The organism is Erythrobacter sp., from assembly GCF_023653175.1.
GTDB lineage: Bacteria > Pseudomonadota > Alphaproteobacteria > Sphingomonadales > Sphingomonadaceae > Erythrobacter.
This window is the reverse complement of sequence record NZ_JAMNXL010000009.1, coordinates 1-17378: the sequence shown is the minus strand read 5'-3', so window position 1 is coordinate 17378 and position 17378 is coordinate 1. Positions and strand designations below refer to the sequence as shown.

Genomic DNA, 17378 nt, shown 5'->3' with positions numbered 1-17378 from the left:
AAGTGCTCTAACCCAGCGTAAGCCAGGCAAGACCGGCCGCGCCGAGCACGATGCGGTACCAGGCAAAGGGCGCAAACCCGATCTTGGTCACCACCGCGACGAACACCCGCACCACCACCAGCGCGGTCACGAAGCCGACTGCCGAGCCGATGCCGATCAGCTGGAGATCATCGCCCGTCAACCCGCTCCCGTGCTTGTAGAGCTGGTAGACGGTCGCTCCCGACAGCGTCGGCACGGCGAGGAAGAAGCTGAACTCGGCCGCCGTCTTGCGGTCCACCCCGAAGGCCATCGCGCCGAGGATCGTCGCCCCCGAGCGGCTGACGCCGGGAATCATCGCGAGGCACTGGACCAGGCCGATCAGGATCGCGGTGCGCAAGGGGACGCCGGAGACGCCCGGGCCCTCGGCGGGCGGGTTGGCCCAGCGCTCGATGGCGAGGATCGCGAAGCCGCCGATGATCAGCGACCAGCACACCAGCACCGCATTGCCGAGCATCGTCTCGATGATGTCGCCGAAAGCCAGGCCCAGGATCACGGCCGGGAAGAACGCCACCAGCAGGTTGCGCGTGAAGGCGAGCGCGCCCTTCTCGAACCCGAACAGGCCTTTCGCCACATCCCAGAAGGTGCGCCAGTAGAGCACCACGATGGCGAGGATCGCGGCGGGCTGGATGGCGATGTTGAACACCTCCCACTCAGCTTGATCGAAGCCCAGGAGCTCGGTGGCGAGGATCAGGTGCCCGGTCGAGGAGACCGGCAGGAATTCGGTCAGCCCCTCGAGGATGCCGAGCAGGATCGCGGCGAGTGTGTCGGTCATGGGCGCACCGCTTCGACGAGTGCGCGCGGGGTGTCAAACCGAAAAGGCCCGCCCGTTTGCGGGGCGGGCCTTGAGGGGGCTTACCAGATGCGCACGCGCTTTTCGGGCGGCAGGTACATCGCATCGCCCGGCTTGACGCCGAAGGCCTCGTACCATTCGTCGAGCTGGCGCACGACGCCGTTGACGCGGTATTCCTCGGGCGCGTGGGGATCGGTGCGCAGGCGGTTGCGGTAGTTCTCGTCGCGCTGGGTCGAACGCCACACCTGCGCCCAGGCGAGGAAGAAGCGCTGGTCGCCGGTCAGGCCGTCGATCACTGGCACTTCCTTCCCCTTGGTCGCGATCTTGTAGGCGCGGTAGGCCATGGAGAGCCCGCCGACATCGCCGATGTTCTCGCCCAGCGTGAAGCGGCCGTTGACGCAGGTCTTGCCGTCATCGAAGGGGCAGAAGGCGTTGTATTGCGCCACCAGCGCATCGCCGAGCTTGTCGAAGGCCACGCGGTCGGTGTCGGTCCACCAGTTGCGCAGTGCCCCCGTGGCGTCGGACTTCGAGCCCTGATCGTCGAAGCCGTGGCCGATTTCGTGGCCGATGACCGCGCCGATCCCGCCGTAATTGACCGCGATGTCGTTGGTCAGCGCGAAGAACGGCTGCTGGAGGATGCCGGCGGGGAAGACGATCTCGTTCTTCACCGAGTTGTAATAGGCGTTCACGGTCTGCGGCAGCATGCCCCATTCGGTGCGGTCGACCGGCGCGCCGAGCTTGGCGACGTTGTCGGCGCGGGCCCAGGCGGAGGCCGCCATGCGGTTGGCGATCGGATCGCCGGCGGTGATCGCAAGGCCTTCGTAGGTCTCGAGATTGGAGCGGTAGCCGATCTTGGGATCGAAGCTCGCCAGCTTGGCGCGGGCCTCGGCCTTGGTCGGCTCGCTCATCCAGGTGATCTCGTTGATCGATTCCCCGAGCGCCAACCGCAGGTTCGCCACCAGCTCGTCCATCGCCGCCTTGCTCTGGGGCGGGAAGTAGCGCGCGACATATTCCTTGCCGACCAGCTCGCCGATCAGGCCTTCGGTTTCGGCAATCGCGCGCTTCCAGCGGGGGCGCTGGGCGGGGGTGCCTTGCAGCGTCTGGTTGTAGAAGGCGAAGCGCGCGTCATCGAAACGCTTGGGCAGCACGGGCGCGTGGGCCGAGAGGAACTCCTTGGCCATCCACGCCTGCAAGGTCGCAGGCGCGGTCTCGCCGAGCAGCGCCAGCATCCCGGGCAGCCCCGTGCCGATCTTGGCGAGGGTCGCCGCATCGAGCTTGTTCGCGGCGATCTCCTCGGGCGTGGGCGGCATCAGGCTGACGATGAAGCCGGGGCTCTTCTCGACCCCGATCTGGGCGAGCATCGCGGCGACCGGCACCTTGCCGCTGATCGCGGCCAGATCATCGGCCGAGAGCAGGTTATAGGTGAGATCGCGGTTGCGGCGCACGGTGCGGTCCCAGGCGACCTCGCGGGCGATGGTCTCCTCGAAGGCATAGACCGATTCCGCGGCTGCGGCCGGGTCCCGATAGCCCCCCTCGCCGAGCAGGAAGGTGAGATAGGCCTTGTACTTGGCCTGGATCTCGCGGCCCTTCTCGGTGGTGTCGAGATAGTAATCGCGGTCAGGCAGGCCGAGCCCGCCGAAGCTGATGCTGGCGATCTGGCGGTCGGGCTGCTTGGCATCGATGGTCACGAAGCCGCCGACCGGGCTGGCAAAGCCGGGCGTCGCCCAGAGCTCGGCGAGCTTGTCGAGCGAGGTCGCGCCGTAGATGCGGGTGAGGTAGGGGTAGGCCGGGGCAAGGCCCGCCGCCTCGATCGCGTCGGTATCGAGGAAGGTCTTGTAGGTATCGAGGATCCGCTTCTGGTCGGCCGACAATGCGGCGGCATCCTTGGCGGCGAATTCGTCGACCAGCGCCTTGACGTCGGCGGTGCTCTTCTCGCCGAGCAGGACGAAGGCGCCGATGCGGCTGAATTCGGGCGGGAGCGGGTTGGCGTCGATCCACTTCTTGTTGGCATAGGCGTTGAAGTCGTCGCCCGGCTTGATGTCGGTGGCGAGGTAGGCGGGGTCGAAGCCCCACTCGCCAAAGCTGATGGTGGGAAGCGCGGAACCGCCGGCTTCGGCGCTCTGGAGCGTGTCGGTCGTCTCGTCATGCGCGTGGTCATCGGCAAGGGCGGGGGTCGCCAGAGCAAGCAGGCTCGCACCGAGGAAGGCTGCAGTCTTGTGGATCATGTGAAGCTCGAGTCCCTGATAATCTGCGACGGGCTATGTCGGGTGACGTCACAGTAACGTCGCATAGAGGCAAAGGGTTGCGCTTCGTCCGACGCCAGTTACGCTTTGTCGATTAGGTTTGGTTTGGCGATCGCGCCGGCACGCGACGCGGACACCCCGCCAACGCAAGTGGCCGAAAACTAAGCCGCGTCGGCTGCGAATTGCAGCCGGGCGAGGCGCGCATAGAGCCCGCCCGCCTTGCTCAGCGCGTCATGCGTGCCCTGTTCGACGATCCGGCCGTCATCGAGCACCACGATCCGGTCCGCCGCGCGCACCGTGGCGAGGCGATGGGCGATCACCAGCGTGGTGCGGCCCTGCATCAGCCCATCGAGCGCCTGCTGGACGAGCTGTTCGCTTTCGGCATCGAGCGCGCTGGTCGCCTCGTCGAGCAGCAGGATCGGCGCATCGCGCAGCAGCGCGCGGGCGATGGCGACGCGTTGCTGCTGGCCGCCGGACAATTGCGTCCCGCCCTCGCCGAGATGCGTGTCGAGCCCCAGCGGCAGCGCGCGCAGGAAGGTTTCGGCATTGGCGGCGCGGGCGGCTTGCCAGATTTCCTCGTCGGTGGCGTCCCACTTGCCGTAGCGCAGATTGTCGCGCGCATTGGCGCTGAACAGCACGCCAACCTGCGGCACCAGCGCGATGCGCGCGCGGATGTCGGCCGGGTCGGCCCTGGTCAGCGGCACGCCGTCGATACGGATCGTCCCGCCCTGCGGATCGTAGAACCGCTCGACCAGCTGGAAGATCGTCGACTTGCCCGCGCCCGAGGGCCCGACGATGGCGACGGTCTCGCCCGGCTCGATCTCGAGCGTGAAATCCTTGAGCGCCGCGGTCTCGGGGCGCGCGGGGTAGCGGAAGGTGACATTGCGGAACGACAGGCCGCCACGCGCGGGTTCGGGCAGGCGTTCGGGCCGGGCCGGGGGGGCGATCTCGGGCCGGGCCTCGAGCAGTTCGGCCAGCCGGCTCGCCGCGCCCGCGCCGCGCAGCAGGTCGCCATAGACCTCGGTGAGCGCGCCCAAGGCGCCCGCGACCAGCCCGCCGGTCAGCACGAAAGCGGCGATGGTGCCGCCACTGATCTCGCCCGCCGCCACCGCCAGCGCGCCGCGCCACATCACCAGCACCACGCCGCCGAACACCAGCATGATCACCACCGTGGTCATCGCCGCCCGCAGCAGGATGCGGCGGCGCGCGGTATCGAAGGTGCCTTCGACCACGCTGGCAAAGCGTTCGTTCTCGCGGTGCTCCTGTCCGAAGCTCTGGACGATCTTCATCGCCGAGAGCACCTCGGTGACATAGGCGCCCACGTCGGCGATGCGGTCCTGGCTGGTGCGCGAGACGGCGCGGATCTTGCGCCCGAAGAACACGATCGGGGCGATCACCAGCGGGATGCCGATAAGCAGGCCGAGCGTCAGGGAGGGGGCGAGATAGACCAGAAACCCCACCCCGCCGATCGCCGTCAGCGTGTTGCGCAGCGCGACCGAGACGGTGGTGCCGACCACGTTCTCGATCACCGCGGTGTCGGAGGTCATCCGGCTCGAGATTTCCTTGGGGCTGTTGACCTCGTAGAAACCGGGCGAGAGGCGCAGCAGGTTGGCCTGCACCTTCAAGCGGATGTCGGCGACCACGCGCTCGCCGATCCAGCTGACGAAATAGAACCTGAGCGCCGTGCCGAGGCCGAGGATCGCGACGATCATCAAGAGGTACCGGAAGGCGTGGCCGATCTGTTCGGGGTCTGCACCGCCGGAGAAGGACTCGTCGATGATCACCTTGAAGCGATAGGGGATCGCCAGCGTCGCCGCCGAGGTGATGACCAGCGCGACCAGCGCCAGCGCGATCTGGCGCGGGTATTGCAGCGCGGTGCCGAACACCATCCGCAAGGGCGCGAGGCTGCGCGATCTGGGCGCGGGCTCGGGCTCTGGCTCGCTCGGGCCGGACAGCACCGCGGCCGCCGGTTCGGGCAGGTCGCCGGATGTCTCGGACGCGTCGTGCGGTGGGGGTTCGCCGTGCATGGTCTGGGGCCTCTAGCCCCGCTCGGCGCCGATTTCACGTGCAAAAAGCGGTTCACTCGCGCGCATCCCCGGTAAGACCGCCGTTATTGTGCATTGCACAATGCCCGCCGAGAGTTCATCTTGGCCTCCAAGCGGCATCCACCCACGAGACGCCGCACCCGTTCGTCTTCGCGCAAGAGGTTTTTTCATGCTCTATTTCGCATACGAGATGCAGCGCAGCTGGCTGAACAGCGCCAGCGCCCTTGCTTCGATCGGGTCGGAGCTTTTGTCCAACCCGGTCAACCCCTTGGGCTACACCGGCTTCGGCCCGCTGGCGGCCAGCGCGCTCGATGTCTTCGCCCATGCGACCGCGAGCTACGACAAGCCCGAATTCGGCATCCGCGAGATCGCGGTGGGCGGCCAATGCTATCCCGTCAGCGAGTCGACCGTGCTGCGCCGCCCCTTCGGCGACTTGAAGCGCTTCCGGGTCGAAGGCCTCGGCAGGGATCGCCCACGCCTCCTGATCGTCGCCCCGATGAGCGGCCACTACGCCACGCTGCTGCGCGGCACGGTGGAGCGGATGCTCGAAAGCTGCGAGGTGTTCATCACCGACTGGGCCGATGCCAAGACGGTGCCGACCGACCGCGGCAGCTTCGATCTCGATGACTACATCGACTATCTGATCGCTTTCCTCGAACACATCACCGCCAAGAACGAAGGCCGCCGCGCGCACATGATGGCGGTGTGCCAGCCAAGCGTCCCGGCCTTCGCGGCGACCGCGCTGCTCAACCTGCGCCAGTCGCCCGCCGCGCCGCTGACGCTGACCATGATGGGCGGGCCGATCGACACCCGCGAATGCCCCACGGTCGTCAACAACATGGCGATGCAGCGCCCGATCGAATGGTTCCGGCAGAGCGTGATCGCCACCGTGCCGTTCAAGTACCCGGGCGCAGGACGCCGGGTCTATCCAGGCTTCATGCAGCTCAACGCCTTCATGAGCATGAACCTGCGCAGCCACATGATGAGCCACTACGAGATGTTCAAACACCTGACCGCCGGCGACGAGGCGAGCGCGCAGGCGACCAAGGACTTCTACGACGAATACCGCAGCGTCTGCGACATGACCGCCGAATTCTACCTCCAGACGGTCGAGGAGGTGTTCCAGAAGCACTCCATCCCCAAGGGCGAATTCCGCCACAAGGGCGAGTTGGTCGACATCACCCAGATCACCGACACCGCGCTGCTCGCCATCGAGGGCGAGCGTGACGATATCTCCGGCCTCGGCCAGACCCGCGCCGCATTGAAGCTGACCCCGAACCTGCCCGAGGCGAAGAAGCGCTACTACATGGCCGAGGGCGCCGGGCACTACGGCATCTTCAACGGCTCGCGCTGGCGCACCAAGGTCGCGCCGGTGGTCGAGGAATGGATCGCCGCCCACGGCGCGTGAGGTGCGGGAAAGGTGACAAAGGTTACACCGTGTCACTTTCCCAACCTGTCCTATTCTGCAAATACAGCAGCGACTTGTTCCGGATTTTCCGGGCGGACGGACAGGGAGTGCGCGAGATAAAACGCGCCGCGCCCTCGCGCTTGCGGCCCCGATGCCGCGCCGATCACGATTCCAAAAGAGCCGGGCCAAAAGAGCCGGCGGCCGGTTTAGCAGGCCGCGCAGGAGTAGGAAAACGCCGCGGCTGCCCGGCGGCCTTGCTTCTGCCGCCTTCCCGAAGCGGTATCTCGGCTTCAGCAACGATCTTGCAGGATGCCGCCGTTCTGCAACCGCCCCCCCCCAAGCGTTGGTGCAGGCCTAATTGGGAAGAGCGGATAGCCGCATTGCCATGGTGGCAACCAGCCCGGTCGGCTGCCAGTCGTAAGCGATGGATCCGGCAAGCGGGCCTTCGATACTTACAGTCAGCATCTTGGTTCCGAAGCCTTCGAGCGATGGGCTTTCGGATATTGCCGGACCGCCGGTTTCCGACCAGATAAGCGTCAGCGTGTCATCATCGCTGGCCCCCGACAAGTCCAACGCCCCGGCCTCACTTGAAAGTGCCCCATGCTTTGCCGAGTTCGTGGCAAGCTCATGCAAAACCATCGCCAACGCCGTTGCAGTCTGCTCACCAATGCCCATGCGCGGCACCGCCACTCGGATGCGGCCAGCAAAGGCACCCTGATCGTCGTAGGGCGCCAATACCACGCTCAGCAGATCGCCGAGAAGGGCTGCGTTGCCTTGACTGCCGGGAAGCGGTCGCACCAGATCATGAGCCCGGCCAAGAGCCGACAAGCGGCGGGTCAGGTCCTGTGCCATCTGCTCGACAGATTGAGACGATCGTGAAGCGAAGCGCGTGAGGCTGGATGCGATTGAAAGAAGATTCCTGACGCGGTGGCTCATCTCACCAGCCAGCAATTCGCTTCCTTCCTCGGCTTGCTTGCGGCCCGTCACGTCAAGGAAGATTCCGAACATGGTCTGGCCGATTATGCCAAAATCCGCGCCTTGGCCCCTTGCAGAAATCCAGCGGATTTCGACATCGAGAATAATCCGGAAATCGATTTCGTAAGGTCCCTCGGCAGACCGGGTGGCTATGAATGCCGCACGTACCCTGTCTCGATCCGCCGGATGTATGTGCGCGGAGAGATCCTCGAATTCGACACTATCGGCCTGAGGCAAGCCCCACAGCTGGAAGCCCCTCGCGTCCATGTTGAATGTGTTGTCGTGGACATTCCATGACCAAAGCGCAACTTGCGCCGCCTCTATGGCGAGGCGCAGGTGCTTGTTGCTCCAACGGTCAGGCATCTGCATCCCCTATGCGGCTCACCTCGACGGTGTAGGGGAATGCAAGGGCGCTAACAAATTCATTTGGTAAGTGTTCTTGTGTGGCCGCCGAATGTCGGACTTCAACCCGCTTTCAGCCCTTACCTCAAGCCGGCAATGGCCGACGACCGGCCATCATTCCCGGCCTTGCCCCGCTTGTGGCACCTTGACAGGTGTCTTAGATACGCAATACACTCGGCCGGCAACCGAGGGGTGAGAGAAATGCGCAAGATCGTGACGATGACCGGGCATGCATCGGCCACAGTGGCTCTGCTCGCAGCGGCGCTGCCCGCTGCGGCCGAGACCGCCGCGCCTGCAACCACCGCAGCAACCCCCTCGGCGCAAGACCTGCGCGCTCTGGCCGACGCAGTGCTCGCCGAAAGCTATGCGGCGGACGGCCCGGGCGCGGCGGTGGTGGTGATGCGGGGCGGAAAGATCGTCTACACGGGCGGGCGCGGCATGGCCGACATTGCGGCCGGGCGCGCCATCACCCCTGATACGGTGTTCCGCCTAGGTTCGATCACCAAGCAGTTCACCGCTGCGGTGATCGTCCAGCTGGCTCAGGAGGGCAAGCTCTCGCTCGACGATCCGCTTGCGAAGTTCCTGCCCGATTACCCGCAGCCGGGTGCAGCGGCGACCGTGCGCCAGCTGCTCCAGCACACCAGCGGCATCCAGTCCTATACCGACATGCCCGGCCTCATGAACCCGGTGAGCACCGCACGCGCGCTCGGCACCGCCGAGATGATCGCCCTGTTCCGCGATGCCCCCTCACCCAGCAAACCGGGCGAGGTCTGGAACTACAACAACTCGGGCTATATCCTGCTCGGTGCGATCATCGAGACAGTGACCGGCATGCCGTGGCACCAGGCGGTCGAGGAGCGGATCGCCCGTCCGCTGGGCCTGGCCTCGATCCGCTACGGCGTGGGCGGCGAGGACACCCCGGCGATGGCGAAGGGCTATACCGGCGAGGCGACAGCCGCCGCCACGCAATCGCAATACATCCACATGGGCTTCCCCCATGCGGCGGGCGCGCTGATCGGGACGGTCGGCGATCTGGCCAAGTGGGGGCAGGCGCTGCACCACGGCAAGGTGGTCGATACCGCGCACTACCAGCTGATGATCACCCCGACCGTGCTCCCCGATGGCTCGACCCAGCCCTATGGCTTCGGGCTCGGGCTTGATGCTCTGCGCGAGCACCCTGCGATCGGGCATGGCGGTGGCATTTTCGGCTTTTCGACCGACAGCATCTATGTGCCCGACAGCGACCTGTTCGTTGCGGTCTTCACCAACAGCGATGCGCCGCAGACCTCGCCCGCCGTAGTGATGCGCCGCATCGCGGCTGCTGCGGTTGGCGATCCCTATCCGGCCTTCACCCGCACCCCCGCCGATCTCGCGGCGCTCGAGCCGTTCTTCGGCGTCTATCCCATCCCCGGCGGCGGCGAGCGGCGGTTCTTCGCGCGCGAGGGCAAGCTCTTCACCCAGCGGTCGGGCGGGGCGACGCTCGAGGTTTACGCGGGCGGCGACAACCGCTTCTTCTACGGGCCCGCCACGCTCAGCTGGTTCGCCCTCACCCGCGATGCGGACGGGACGCCGGTGATGGACTTTGCCGCCAATGGCGAGTTGCCAGCGCAGACGTCGGCGCGCAGCGGCCCGATCCCGCCCGAGGCGGCCGCGGTCGCGGTGCCGCGCGCGGAGCTGGAGCGCTATGCCGGGCGCTATGCGTTGGGGCCGCTGACGCTGACCATCGCCTTTACCGCCGAGGGCACCGGGCTGACCGGGCAGCTGACCGGCCAGCCGCCGATCCCGCTCGAAGCCATCGGCCCGGCCGAGTTCCGCACCGTGGGGGTCGACGCGCGGCTGACCTTCGAGGCCGCCGAGGGCCCGGCCACCGCATTGACGCTCCACCAGGGCGGGCAGCAGATGCGCGCGGTGCGCAGCGGGGACTAGCCGAACACCCCCCTAACCAAATACTGGCCGCCCGAAGGTCACGCGGTCGGCCATCGCCATGGTGGTGAGCTGCGCGTTGACGCGGATGCAGCTCGGCATCACGCTCGCATCGCACACCAGCACATTGGCGGTGCCGTGGACGCGCTGGTCGAGATCGACCACGCCCTTGGCCGGATCGGCGTTGATCGCGTTGCCGCCATGCGGGTGGCTCGAGGAGAGCACCACATCGTCGGGCTCTCTGATCCTGGCCGCCAGCAGCGCGTCGATCTCGGCATCGCTCATCCCGGCGTGGAGCGTGTCGCCGTGGAGCAGCGCGGGATAGACCTCCAGCGCCCCGCCCGCAAAATGCACCTTGGCGAGCAGCGCCAGCGCGCGGCGCAGCACGGCAAGATCGGCCTCCTGCAGCTTGAAGTCGAGCTTGCCCTTCTTGATCGTCCCGCGCCGGTCGGCCGGGAACAGCACCCCTGCCGAGGCCAGCCGGTTGTAGTGCTGCATCCGACGGAAATGCTCGTCGAACCATCCGGGCACCAGCGAGGACATGCTCATCGGCGGCTGGAAATGGCTCTCGATCAGGAAGTCGCCGCGGTCGATGAAGGTCGCCATCTGGTCCTCGTCCCAGGCGATCACGTCGTCGGGCATCAGCGCCGGGACCGGGCAGGCGATGTTGAGCGAGATGTCCTTGCCCGTGCCCCGGATGCCGCTCGCCGACAGGATGTTGCTCGAAGCGATGGTGCCCGCGGCGACCACCACGCCCTTGGTGACGCGCACCGTCTTGCCGCGGTGGTCGGGCAGCACCAGCTTGACCGCGTTGGCGACGCGGCGGCCTTGCGCATCGCGCGGGCCCCAGCCGATCTCGGCCACCTCGGCCTCGGCGAGGATGCGCGCCGGCCGGTCTGCCTTCACCGCGCGGCCGAGGAAGCTTTCGGGCATGGCGCGCTTGCGGCCATAGGGGCAGCCGGTGTTGCAATAGCCGCAGGAGATGCAGGCATTGGGCTCGGTCTTCGCGCCCCAGTTCTTGCGGAACCACCCGGAGATGGCGCGCTGGTCGAGCGGTTCGCTTGAGCCCGCCTGGTAGGCATCCCACCCCGCCAGCAGCCGCGTCCCGTTGTTGCGGCCCAGCCGCCGGTCGATCTCGTGCACCCCGAGCACCGCCTCGACCCGGCTGTAGGCCTGTTCGAGCGCGTCTTCCGCGATCGGCGCGCCAAGCCCTGCCCATGTGGCGAGCACGTCATTGGCGTCGGGGTGCGTCTCGCCTTCGGCCTCGAGGCGCAGGCAGATGCCGTTGTTGATGACCGTCGAGCCGCCCACCGTGCGGCCCTGGAAGACGATGATGTCACGGTCGCGCGTGGTCTGGATCGCGCCGTCCTTGAACAGGCTCGACGACATCCACTTCTCGTGCGTCGTGATCTGGGTGCTGGAGAGATAGGGCCCGGCCTCGATCACCAGCACTTCATACCCTTGCGCGGCAAGGTTCGCCGCCGCCACCGCCCCGCCCGCGCCCGAGCCGATCACCACCACCTCGACCTCGTCGGGGATGGCATCGGGATGGACGAAGGCGGAGGCGGGCAGGTCGTTGCCGGTGAATTCAGCGATGGCCGGATCATCGGGATTGCCCGCGCGATCCCGGTGGTGGGGCAGTTTGTAGCCAATCGCGCCCAGCACCGGGTTGTCCCGGTTGGCGTTCTCCTCGGCGACCTGATCGGGGTTCGGACCCTCGGCCGCCTGCCAGTGGCCGTAATAGCCCGCGTAGACGATGCCGCGGATGCGGGCCATGTCCTGGAACAGGTCGACGCGGGTCTTCTGGAGCCGCCGCTGCACCCGCCAAACCCGGAAGCTCCGCGGCGCGAAGTGCCAGACCGGCCCGCCCAGCACTACCCATGCAGCGAGCACCGAAATCCCGGTGTTGAACGGGGTTGTCCCTCGAATATTGCCGAACATCGCCTGCAGATTGTCGACCACCTGCTGCGAGGAGATCGCCATGCGCTCAGGCTCGACCAGCATCGTCTCGGCGAGCCGCCGCCAGATCGACGCGATGAACGGATTGAACGGCTTTTCCTGCATGTGCGACCCCCTGTTGCCGACCCCTGCTACCCCGTTGGAACGGCGCAGGATTGTATGCCTGCGCCGGGTTGCAGCGGCAATGGGGGGAACCTGCAAGGATCACCGGCACATGCCGGAGCCGGGCAGGGCAAGCCCAACCGCTCTGCTGGCACAACTGCCGCAATCAGTGACTGCGCGACGTCACCTAGGCAGGGACAAAGCCGTTCGCCGCGAGCGAGTAGCGTCTGGTACCCAGCTTCCCTGCCGCCTTGGACGCAGCAATGGCCGCACGCAGCGTGTTGTTCCGGGAGGCGTATACGCTGTTCTTGAAGGTCAGCAGGGCTTCGTCAGGCATCGACGCCTGCAAGATAGGCCGCAATTCCGAATATTTGGCTCGCCCCTGATGGAGCATATCGCACAGGATTGCGCAGGTCACGTCGCTTCGCCCATCAAGGTTGAGCGAGGGGGCATGATACCTGGCCATCTTCCCCTGCAATATCCGCGATGACACGCGCACCTGTGCAAGCCGTGCTTGCGGATCGTTCACTGTCCAGTGAATGAGCCGCGCGCTGTGCAGAACCTCTTGCTCGTCAATCAGCTTACGGTTCGGATTGAGGTAATTCATGAACAGCTGAAGATTGGATTCTCCATCAGGACCGGTGTTCATTGGTGTCTCAAGATCCGTGACGCTGCCGTCCTTGTCGACACGGCACAGGTTACCGTTGCGAATGGCGAGTTCGGGGAAATACTTCTTGAAGGCTCCGAGCTTCGCCAATTCATGGAACAGTAGGATGAGGTTGTCCTTCGGGGTGTGCGCGGCAAGCTGATAGAAACCGAATGTGAATTTGGCCCGATCATAGGTATTGACCAGAGCCATATGGTTGCGGCTTTCGCATTGCCCGGTCACCTCAAGCAAGTGCACCCAGTGATCGAGCATGCCTTCGTATTCGGATGCAACGAACTTGCGGCCCCAGTACTTTGAGACCGGCACGACGAGCCCATAATATTTTTTGGCAGGCTGATTGAGCTCCTTGCCAACGAGAAATCTCTCGCTGCCCGAGGCTTCTTTTGCATACCAGAAGGAGTCGATCGGCCCTTCAAGATCAAACCGTCGCTCTGCCGAGACATTGGCGGCGACCGTGGAGACGTTGAGCAACAGGCTGGCACCCGGAATCCACCCGAAGAAGTATCCTTGTCCGGGGCCATAGGCAGAATTGAACCGCTGCTGAAATGCGTCCGGGGTTTCCTTGACAACGCGATCCTGAGAATTGCTGTAGTGGTAAACCATCCCCTGATGAAAAATCCCGATATGCTTTTTAGGGATATTTTCCATGAATTTGTCAGGCAGCCGGACATTCGTCGCCTTGGTCACGAAGATCAGCTGCGTGATCGAGCGATCCGCATCGCTCCATTTTCCGACCTTCGAGCATTGGGGAAAAATCTCTTGCACGCGAACATTGACCGCAGGCTTCTTGCCTCCGGTCAACTTGCCACAGGTCATGTCGAAATCGAGACCCAGCGCATGCGAAACAAAATGCGCGCAATGATTGAAATCATCATTGTGGTAGCCGTTACCGCAAATCGCGGAAATGCTCTTACCGACATACTGCTGAAGATTTACAGTAGACATCCGACTCTCCCCCAATCGATGACCAGAGCAAGTCGATAACGCGGTTTCGCACCTTTGCAAGCGTGACGAACACCAAGAAGTCACTTCGACCTCCGACGATCACGGTTCGCAATGAGTTTGAATTGCAGGGACGGTTGCAAGAACTTCCGACAAGCGAACCTTCGCGGCAAGGAAGCCGTCAGATGCTCACCGGGCTCATGACTTGCGCCTGCTCGTGCCGTGCCCGAACCCGGGCCTCACCCCTGCCCGCGTCCCCGCTCCTGCACGGCGGCGCGGCGGGCTTCCACCTCTTCGGGAGCGACAGCGCTGTTGGCCGCTGACGAGCGCTCCGCCTCCAGCGCCAGCCCCTCGCCGAAACTTGCCGCGTAGCCATCGTCGATCAGGCGCTTGTAGAGGCCGAGGAAGGCGGGATCGATCCCGGCCATGTCGCCCGCCAGCTTGCGGGCCAACGGCAGGAGGTCTTCGGGTTCGACCACATGATTGACGAGGCCCCATGCCCGCGCGGTCTCGGCGTCGAGAAAATTGCCGGTGAAGGCGAGTTCCTTCGCGCGGCTTATGCCGATCATCCGCGACAATTTCTGCGACAGCCCCCAGCCGGGCACAATGCCGACCCGCGCATGGGTGTCGGCGAAGCGGGCGTTGGTGCTCGCAACGAGCACGTCGCAGGCGAGTGCGACCTCGAAGCCGCCGGTGATCGCGACGCCATTGATCGCGCCGATCACCGGCTTGCGGCACAGCTCGATGGCTTTCACCGGATTGTCGGCCGGGTCGGTGGCATTGGCGCTCCCCAAGGCGCCCGCATCGCTGCCGAGTTCCTTGAGGTCGAGTCCCGCCGTGAAGGCCCTTGTCCCCGCGCCCGTCAGGATCACTGCGCGCACCGCCTCGTCGGCATCGACCGCGCGCATCACCTCGGCAAGGCGTTTGCGCAAGGCGCGGTTCAATGCGTTCATCGCCTGCGGGCGGTTGAGCGTGACCGTGGTGATGCCCTCGGCCACCTCGCACAGGATTACATCGTCGCTCATCAAATCCTCCAGTCGATCGCGCCGCGCCCGTGCCGTTCCAAAAATTCATTGGTCTGGCTGAACGGGCGCGAGCCGAAGAAGCCGTTATGCGCCGATAGCGGGCTGGGGTGGGCCGAGGCGACTATCAGATGATGGGAATTTCGCGCGAGGGCAGGCACCCGGCTCGCCTTCTTCTTCGCATGTGATCCCCACAGGATGAACACGGTCGGCTCCTCACGCGCCGCCACCGCCGCCACGCAGGCGTCGGTGATCGCGTCCCAGCCGCGCCCGGCATGGCTGCCCGCTTGTCCCGCCTCGACCGTAAGCGTGTTGTTGAGCAGCAGCACACCCTGCCGCGCCCATGGCGTGAGGTCGCCGGACGCGGCCCGGGGCAGGCCGAGGTCGCTCTCGAGCTCCTTGTAGATGTTGACGAGGCTGGGGGGCGGCCTGACCCCGGCCTGTACCGAGAACGCCAAACCATGCGCCTGTCCCGGCCCGTGATAGGGGTCCTGCCCGAGGATCACGCAGCGCACATCCGCGAGCGGGGTCAGCGTCAGCGCCGCAAGCCGTGTCCCGCGCGGCGGATAGACCTGCTTGCCCGCAGCTTCCTCGGCCTTGAGCCACCCGCCAAGCTTCCTTGCCTCGGGGGTGGCGAGGACCGGCTCCAGAACCGCGCGCCAGCTTTCGGGGATGCTTTCCGACATGCGCTTCAGGCTAGGCCAGCCCGCCTGCGCGCGCCACTCGCCCCTTCCCCTCTTTCCCCAATGCGCGTAGGGCACGGCCCATGGCTGTGCACTTTCACGAAGAAGACCTTCCCGCGGGCGTGTTGACCGGTTCTGCCGCACTGGCGGTCGATACCGAGACCATGGGCCTCGTCACCCACCGCGACCGGCTCTGCGTGGTGCAGATCTCCGACGGCTCGGGCGACGAGCATCTGGTGCGCTTCAATCCGGGCAGTACCTATGACGCGCCCAACCTGAAGGCGATCCTCGGCGAGCCGACGCGCGAGAAGATCTACCACTTCGGGCGCTTCGATCTTGCCGCGATCCACTACTACCTCGGGGTGATGGCCGGGCCGGTGTTCTGCACCAAGATCGCCAGCAAGCTGACCCGCACCTATACCGACCGCCACGGCCTCAAGAACCTCGTCGAGGAGCTGCTCGGCGAATCGATCTCCAAGCAGCAGCAGTCCTCCGACTGGGGCGGGCCGGTGATCACCGATCCGCAGCGCGATTACGCCGCATCCGACGTGCGCTACCTCCACCGCCTGCGCGCCGAACTTGCGACCCGCCTGGAGCGCGAGGGGCGCACCGCGATTGCTCAGGCGTGCTTCGATTTCCTCCCCACCCGTGCGCTGCTCGACATCGCCGGCTGGGCCGAGAACGACATCTTCAGCCACATGTAAGCCAAGAGTAAGGACGCCTCAGGCACACCTCCCGATCATGTCCCCCGAGCAAGCCATCGAAACCAGTGAAGCACGGCTCTTGCGCAGCCGGCGGCAGACCTTCGCTGCGCCCGGCGGCTCGCACGACCGGCTGGTGCGGGTGCTGGCCCGGCTGCTGCCGATGGGGGTGGGGGTGCTCGCCGCGCTGATGATCATCACGCCGCTCAGCCCGCGGGGCGAGGTCAGCTTCCTGCTCGATCGCAACAAGGTCGCGCTGATCGACGAGCGCCTGTCGGTCGACAACGCCATGTATCGCGGGCGCGACAATCTGGGGCGGCCCTTCTCGCTGCTGGCGGGCGAGGCGGTGCAGCGCTCGAGCGCCGAGGGGCTGGTGCGGATGCAGGATCTCGTCGCCCAGCTGCTGCTCGCCGACGGGCCTGCGCGCCTCGCCGCCGATGGCGGCACCTATGACATCAATGCCGAGACCGTGCAGGTCGACGGCACGGTGCGCCTCACCGCGTCCGATGGCTACGCGATGACCGCGAGCGGCGTCACGGTCGACCTGAAGGCGCGCACCATGCGCGGGCGCGAAGGGGTCGAGGGCGAGATCCCGGCCGGCACCTTCTCGGCCAACACCCTGAGCGCCGATCTGGGCGCGCGCACGATCACGCTCGAGGGCAATGCCCGCTTCACCATGATTCCCGGCCAGCTGAGGATGCCGTGATGCCTGACACGATGACCACCAACCCCCGCAAAGCGCCCACCCGCACGGGTCTTGGCCGGCTCGCCCTCGTCTGGGGGGTCGGCGGCTTCGCGCTCACCGCGGCGCTGGCGGGGGGGATGAACCTCGCCGCACAGGGCATCGCGCGCCACGATTCGCGCGCGCCGGTGACCTATGATGCGGGCAAGTTCGTGCTCGATGATCGCGGCAACCAGGCGATCGCCAGCGGCGGGGTGATCGTCACCCAGGCGGGCCTCACCGTCCAGTCCGACCGGATGCTGGTGAACTTCACCGACGCCGGCGGCCAGCTCGAGATCCAGCGCATCACCGCCACCGGCGGCGTGGTCATCACCCGCGGCAACGAGCGCGCGAGCGGCGACAATGCGGTCTATGATTTCAACCGCCGGATCATCACCATGGCAGGCAATGTCGCGCTGCGCCGCGGCAGCGACACCTTGAACGGGGGGCGGCTGGTGATCGACCTCGACAGCGGGCTCTCGAGCGTCGACGGCAGTGCTGCGGGCGGCGCCGCTGCTGCGCCGGGCCAGCCCGCGCGCGGCGGCCGGGTCACCGGCACCTTCGCCGTGCCGCAGAGCAGCGAGAAGAAGAACTAGCGGCTAGAACGCGTTCTTGTGGGTCAGCACCATCGCGGTACGCACCACGATCCCCATGTCCCGCATGAGCGACCAGCCGGCGATATATTCGAGATCCGACTGGAGACGGTCGGTCAGATCCTTCTCCACCTCGGTCGCGCCGCGGTGACCGCGCACCTGC

General features: G+C 66.1%; 13 protein-coding genes and 1 pseudogene. 5 read left to right on the top strand and 9 right to left on the bottom strand.

The window, feature by feature from the left end; all coding sequences use genetic code 11:
- Nucleotides 1-7: 7 nt before the first annotated feature.
- The 3 genes from NBV68_RS02175 to NBV68_RS02165 all read right to left on the bottom strand — a co-directional run bounded on the left by NBV68_RS02175 (nucleotide 8) and on the right by NBV68_RS02165 (nucleotide 5099).
- Complete coding sequence (locus NBV68_RS02175) at nucleotides 8-811, bottom strand: undecaprenyl-diphosphate phosphatase (protein WP_296306832.1); 804 nt, start codon at nucleotides 809-811, stop codon at nucleotides 8-10.
- 80 nt (nucleotides 812-891) lie between these two features.
- Complete coding sequence (locus NBV68_RS02170) at nucleotides 892-3054, bottom strand: M13 family metallopeptidase (RefSeq protein ID WP_296306831.1); 2163 nt, start codon at nucleotides 3052-3054, stop codon at nucleotides 892-894.
- Between the two features lie 179 nt (nucleotides 3055-3233).
- A complete protein-coding gene (locus tag NBV68_RS02165; RefSeq protein ID WP_296306830.1) occupies nucleotides 3234-5099 on the bottom strand; it encodes an ABC transporter transmembrane domain-containing protein in 1866 nt (621 codons plus the stop codon).
- 187 nt (nucleotides 5100-5286) lie between these two features.
- Between NBV68_RS02165 and phaZ the strand changes: the two genes are divergently transcribed.
- Nucleotides 5287-6525 (top strand): polyhydroxyalkanoate depolymerase, encoded by a 1239-nt coding sequence (gene phaZ / locus NBV68_RS02160; RefSeq protein WP_296306828.1) that lies wholly within the window; start codon nucleotides 5287-5289, stop codon nucleotides 6523-6525.
- A 354-nt stretch (nucleotides 6526-6879) separates the two neighbouring features.
- Here phaZ and NBV68_RS02155 read toward each other — a convergent pair whose 3' ends face one another.
- Entirely contained in the window at nucleotides 6880-7863 is a 984-nt protein-coding gene (locus tag NBV68_RS02155) for a sensor histidine kinase (protein ID WP_296306827.1), read from the bottom strand.
- 240 nt (nucleotides 7864-8103) lie between these two features.
- Here NBV68_RS02155 and NBV68_RS02150 point away from each other — a divergent pair, with 240 nt between their 5' ends.
- Entirely contained in the window at nucleotides 8104-9828 is a 1725-nt protein-coding gene (locus NBV68_RS02150) for a serine hydrolase (RefSeq protein WP_296306824.1), read from the top strand.
- Between the two features lie 12 nt (nucleotides 9829-9840).
- Here NBV68_RS02150 and NBV68_RS02145 read toward each other — a convergent pair whose 3' ends face one another.
- From NBV68_RS02145 to ung, 4 genes are all read right to left on the bottom strand, one after another.
- A complete protein-coding gene (locus NBV68_RS02145; RefSeq protein ID WP_296306822.1) occupies nucleotides 9841-11889 on the bottom strand; it encodes a GMC family oxidoreductase N-terminal domain-containing protein in 2049 nt (682 codons plus the stop codon).
- Nucleotides 11890-12073: 184 nt separating this feature from the next.
- Nucleotides 12074-13498, bottom strand: coding sequence for a hypothetical protein (locus NBV68_RS02140; protein WP_296306821.1), 1425 nt, complete (start codon nucleotides 13496-13498; stop codon nucleotides 12074-12076).
- Nucleotides 13499-13734: 236 nt separating this feature from the next.
- Nucleotides 13735-14520, bottom strand: a complete 786-nt coding sequence (locus tag NBV68_RS02135) for an enoyl-CoA hydratase (RefSeq protein ID WP_296306820.1) — start codon at nucleotides 14518-14520, stop codon at nucleotides 13735-13737.
- Nucleotides 14520-15203, bottom strand: a complete 684-nt coding sequence (gene ung / locus NBV68_RS02130) for a uracil-DNA glycosylase (RefSeq protein WP_296306818.1) — start codon at nucleotides 15201-15203, stop codon at nucleotides 14520-14522. Before ung ends, NBV68_RS02135 begins: the two co-directional genes overlap by 1 nt.
- An 80-nt stretch (nucleotides 15204-15283) precedes the next feature.
- Between ung and NBV68_RS02125 the strand changes: the two genes are divergently transcribed.
- The 3 genes from NBV68_RS02125 to NBV68_RS02115 are packed head-to-tail and all read left to right on the top strand — an operon-like array spanning nucleotide 15284 to nucleotide 17218.
- Nucleotides 15284-15904, top strand: coding sequence for a ribonuclease D (locus NBV68_RS02125; RefSeq protein ID WP_296306817.1), 621 nt, complete (start codon nucleotides 15284-15286; stop codon nucleotides 15902-15904).
- Between the two features lie 37 nt (nucleotides 15905-15941).
- Complete coding sequence (lptC, locus tag NBV68_RS02120; RefSeq protein ID WP_296306816.1) at nucleotides 15942-16607, top strand: LPS export ABC transporter periplasmic protein LptC; 666 nt, start codon at nucleotides 15942-15944, stop codon at nucleotides 16605-16607.
- Nucleotides 16607-17218, top strand: coding sequence for an LptA/OstA family protein (locus NBV68_RS02115; protein ID WP_296306814.1), 612 nt, complete (start codon nucleotides 16607-16609; stop codon nucleotides 17216-17218). Before lptC ends, NBV68_RS02115 begins: the two co-directional genes overlap by 1 nt.
- Before the next feature lie 3 nt (nucleotides 17219-17221).
- On the opposite strand, the pseudogene NBV68_RS02110 reads toward NBV68_RS02115, so the two are convergent.
- Nucleotides 17222-17378: pseudogene (locus tag NBV68_RS02110) on the bottom strand (sugar transferase); the annotation flags it as partial.

Excerpts from the sequence above, each read along its gene's own strand:
- NBV68_RS02175 (WP_296306832.1), bottom strand. The coding sequence starts at position 811 with ATGACCGACACACTCGCCGCGATCCTGCTCGGCATCCTCGAGGGGCTG.
- NBV68_RS02170 (WP_296306831.1), bottom strand. The coding sequence starts at position 3,054 with ATGATCCACAAGACTGCAGCCTTCCTCGGTGCGAGCCTGCTTGCTCTG.
- NBV68_RS02165 (WP_296306830.1), bottom strand. The coding sequence starts at position 5,099 with ATGCACGGCGAACCCCCACCGCACGACGCGTCCGAGACATCCGGCGAC.
- phaZ (WP_296306828.1), top strand. The coding sequence starts at position 5,287 with ATGCTCTATTTCGCATACGAGATGCAGCGCAGCTGGCTGAACAGCGCC.
- NBV68_RS02155 (WP_296306827.1), bottom strand. The coding sequence starts at position 7,863 with ATGCCTGACCGTTGGAGCAACAAGCACCTGCGCCTCGCCATAGAGGCG.
- NBV68_RS02150 (WP_296306824.1), top strand. The coding sequence starts at position 8,104 with ATGCGCAAGATCGTGACGATGACCGGGCATGCATCGGCCACAGTGGCT.
- NBV68_RS02145 (WP_296306822.1), bottom strand. The coding sequence starts at position 11,889 with ATGCAGGAAAAGCCGTTCAATCCGTTCATCGCGTCGATCTGGCGGCGG.
- NBV68_RS02140 (WP_296306821.1), bottom strand. The coding sequence starts at position 13,498 with ATGTCTACTGTAAATCTTCAGCAGTATGTCGGTAAGAGCATTTCCGCG.
- NBV68_RS02135 (WP_296306820.1), bottom strand. The coding sequence starts at position 14,520 with ATGAGCGACGATGTAATCCTGTGCGAGGTGGCCGAGGGCATCACCACG.
- ung (WP_296306818.1), bottom strand. The coding sequence starts at position 15,203 with ATGTCGGAAAGCATCCCCGAAAGCTGGCGCGCGGTTCTGGAGCCGGTC.
- NBV68_RS02125 (WP_296306817.1), top strand. The coding sequence starts at position 15,284 with ATGGCTGTGCACTTTCACGAAGAAGACCTTCCCGCGGGCGTGTTGACC.
- lptC (WP_296306816.1), top strand. The coding sequence starts at position 15,942 with ATGTCCCCCGAGCAAGCCATCGAAACCAGTGAAGCACGGCTCTTGCGC.
- NBV68_RS02115 (WP_296306814.1), top strand. The coding sequence starts at position 16,607 with ATGCCTGACACGATGACCACCAACCCCCGCAAAGCGCCCACCCGCACG.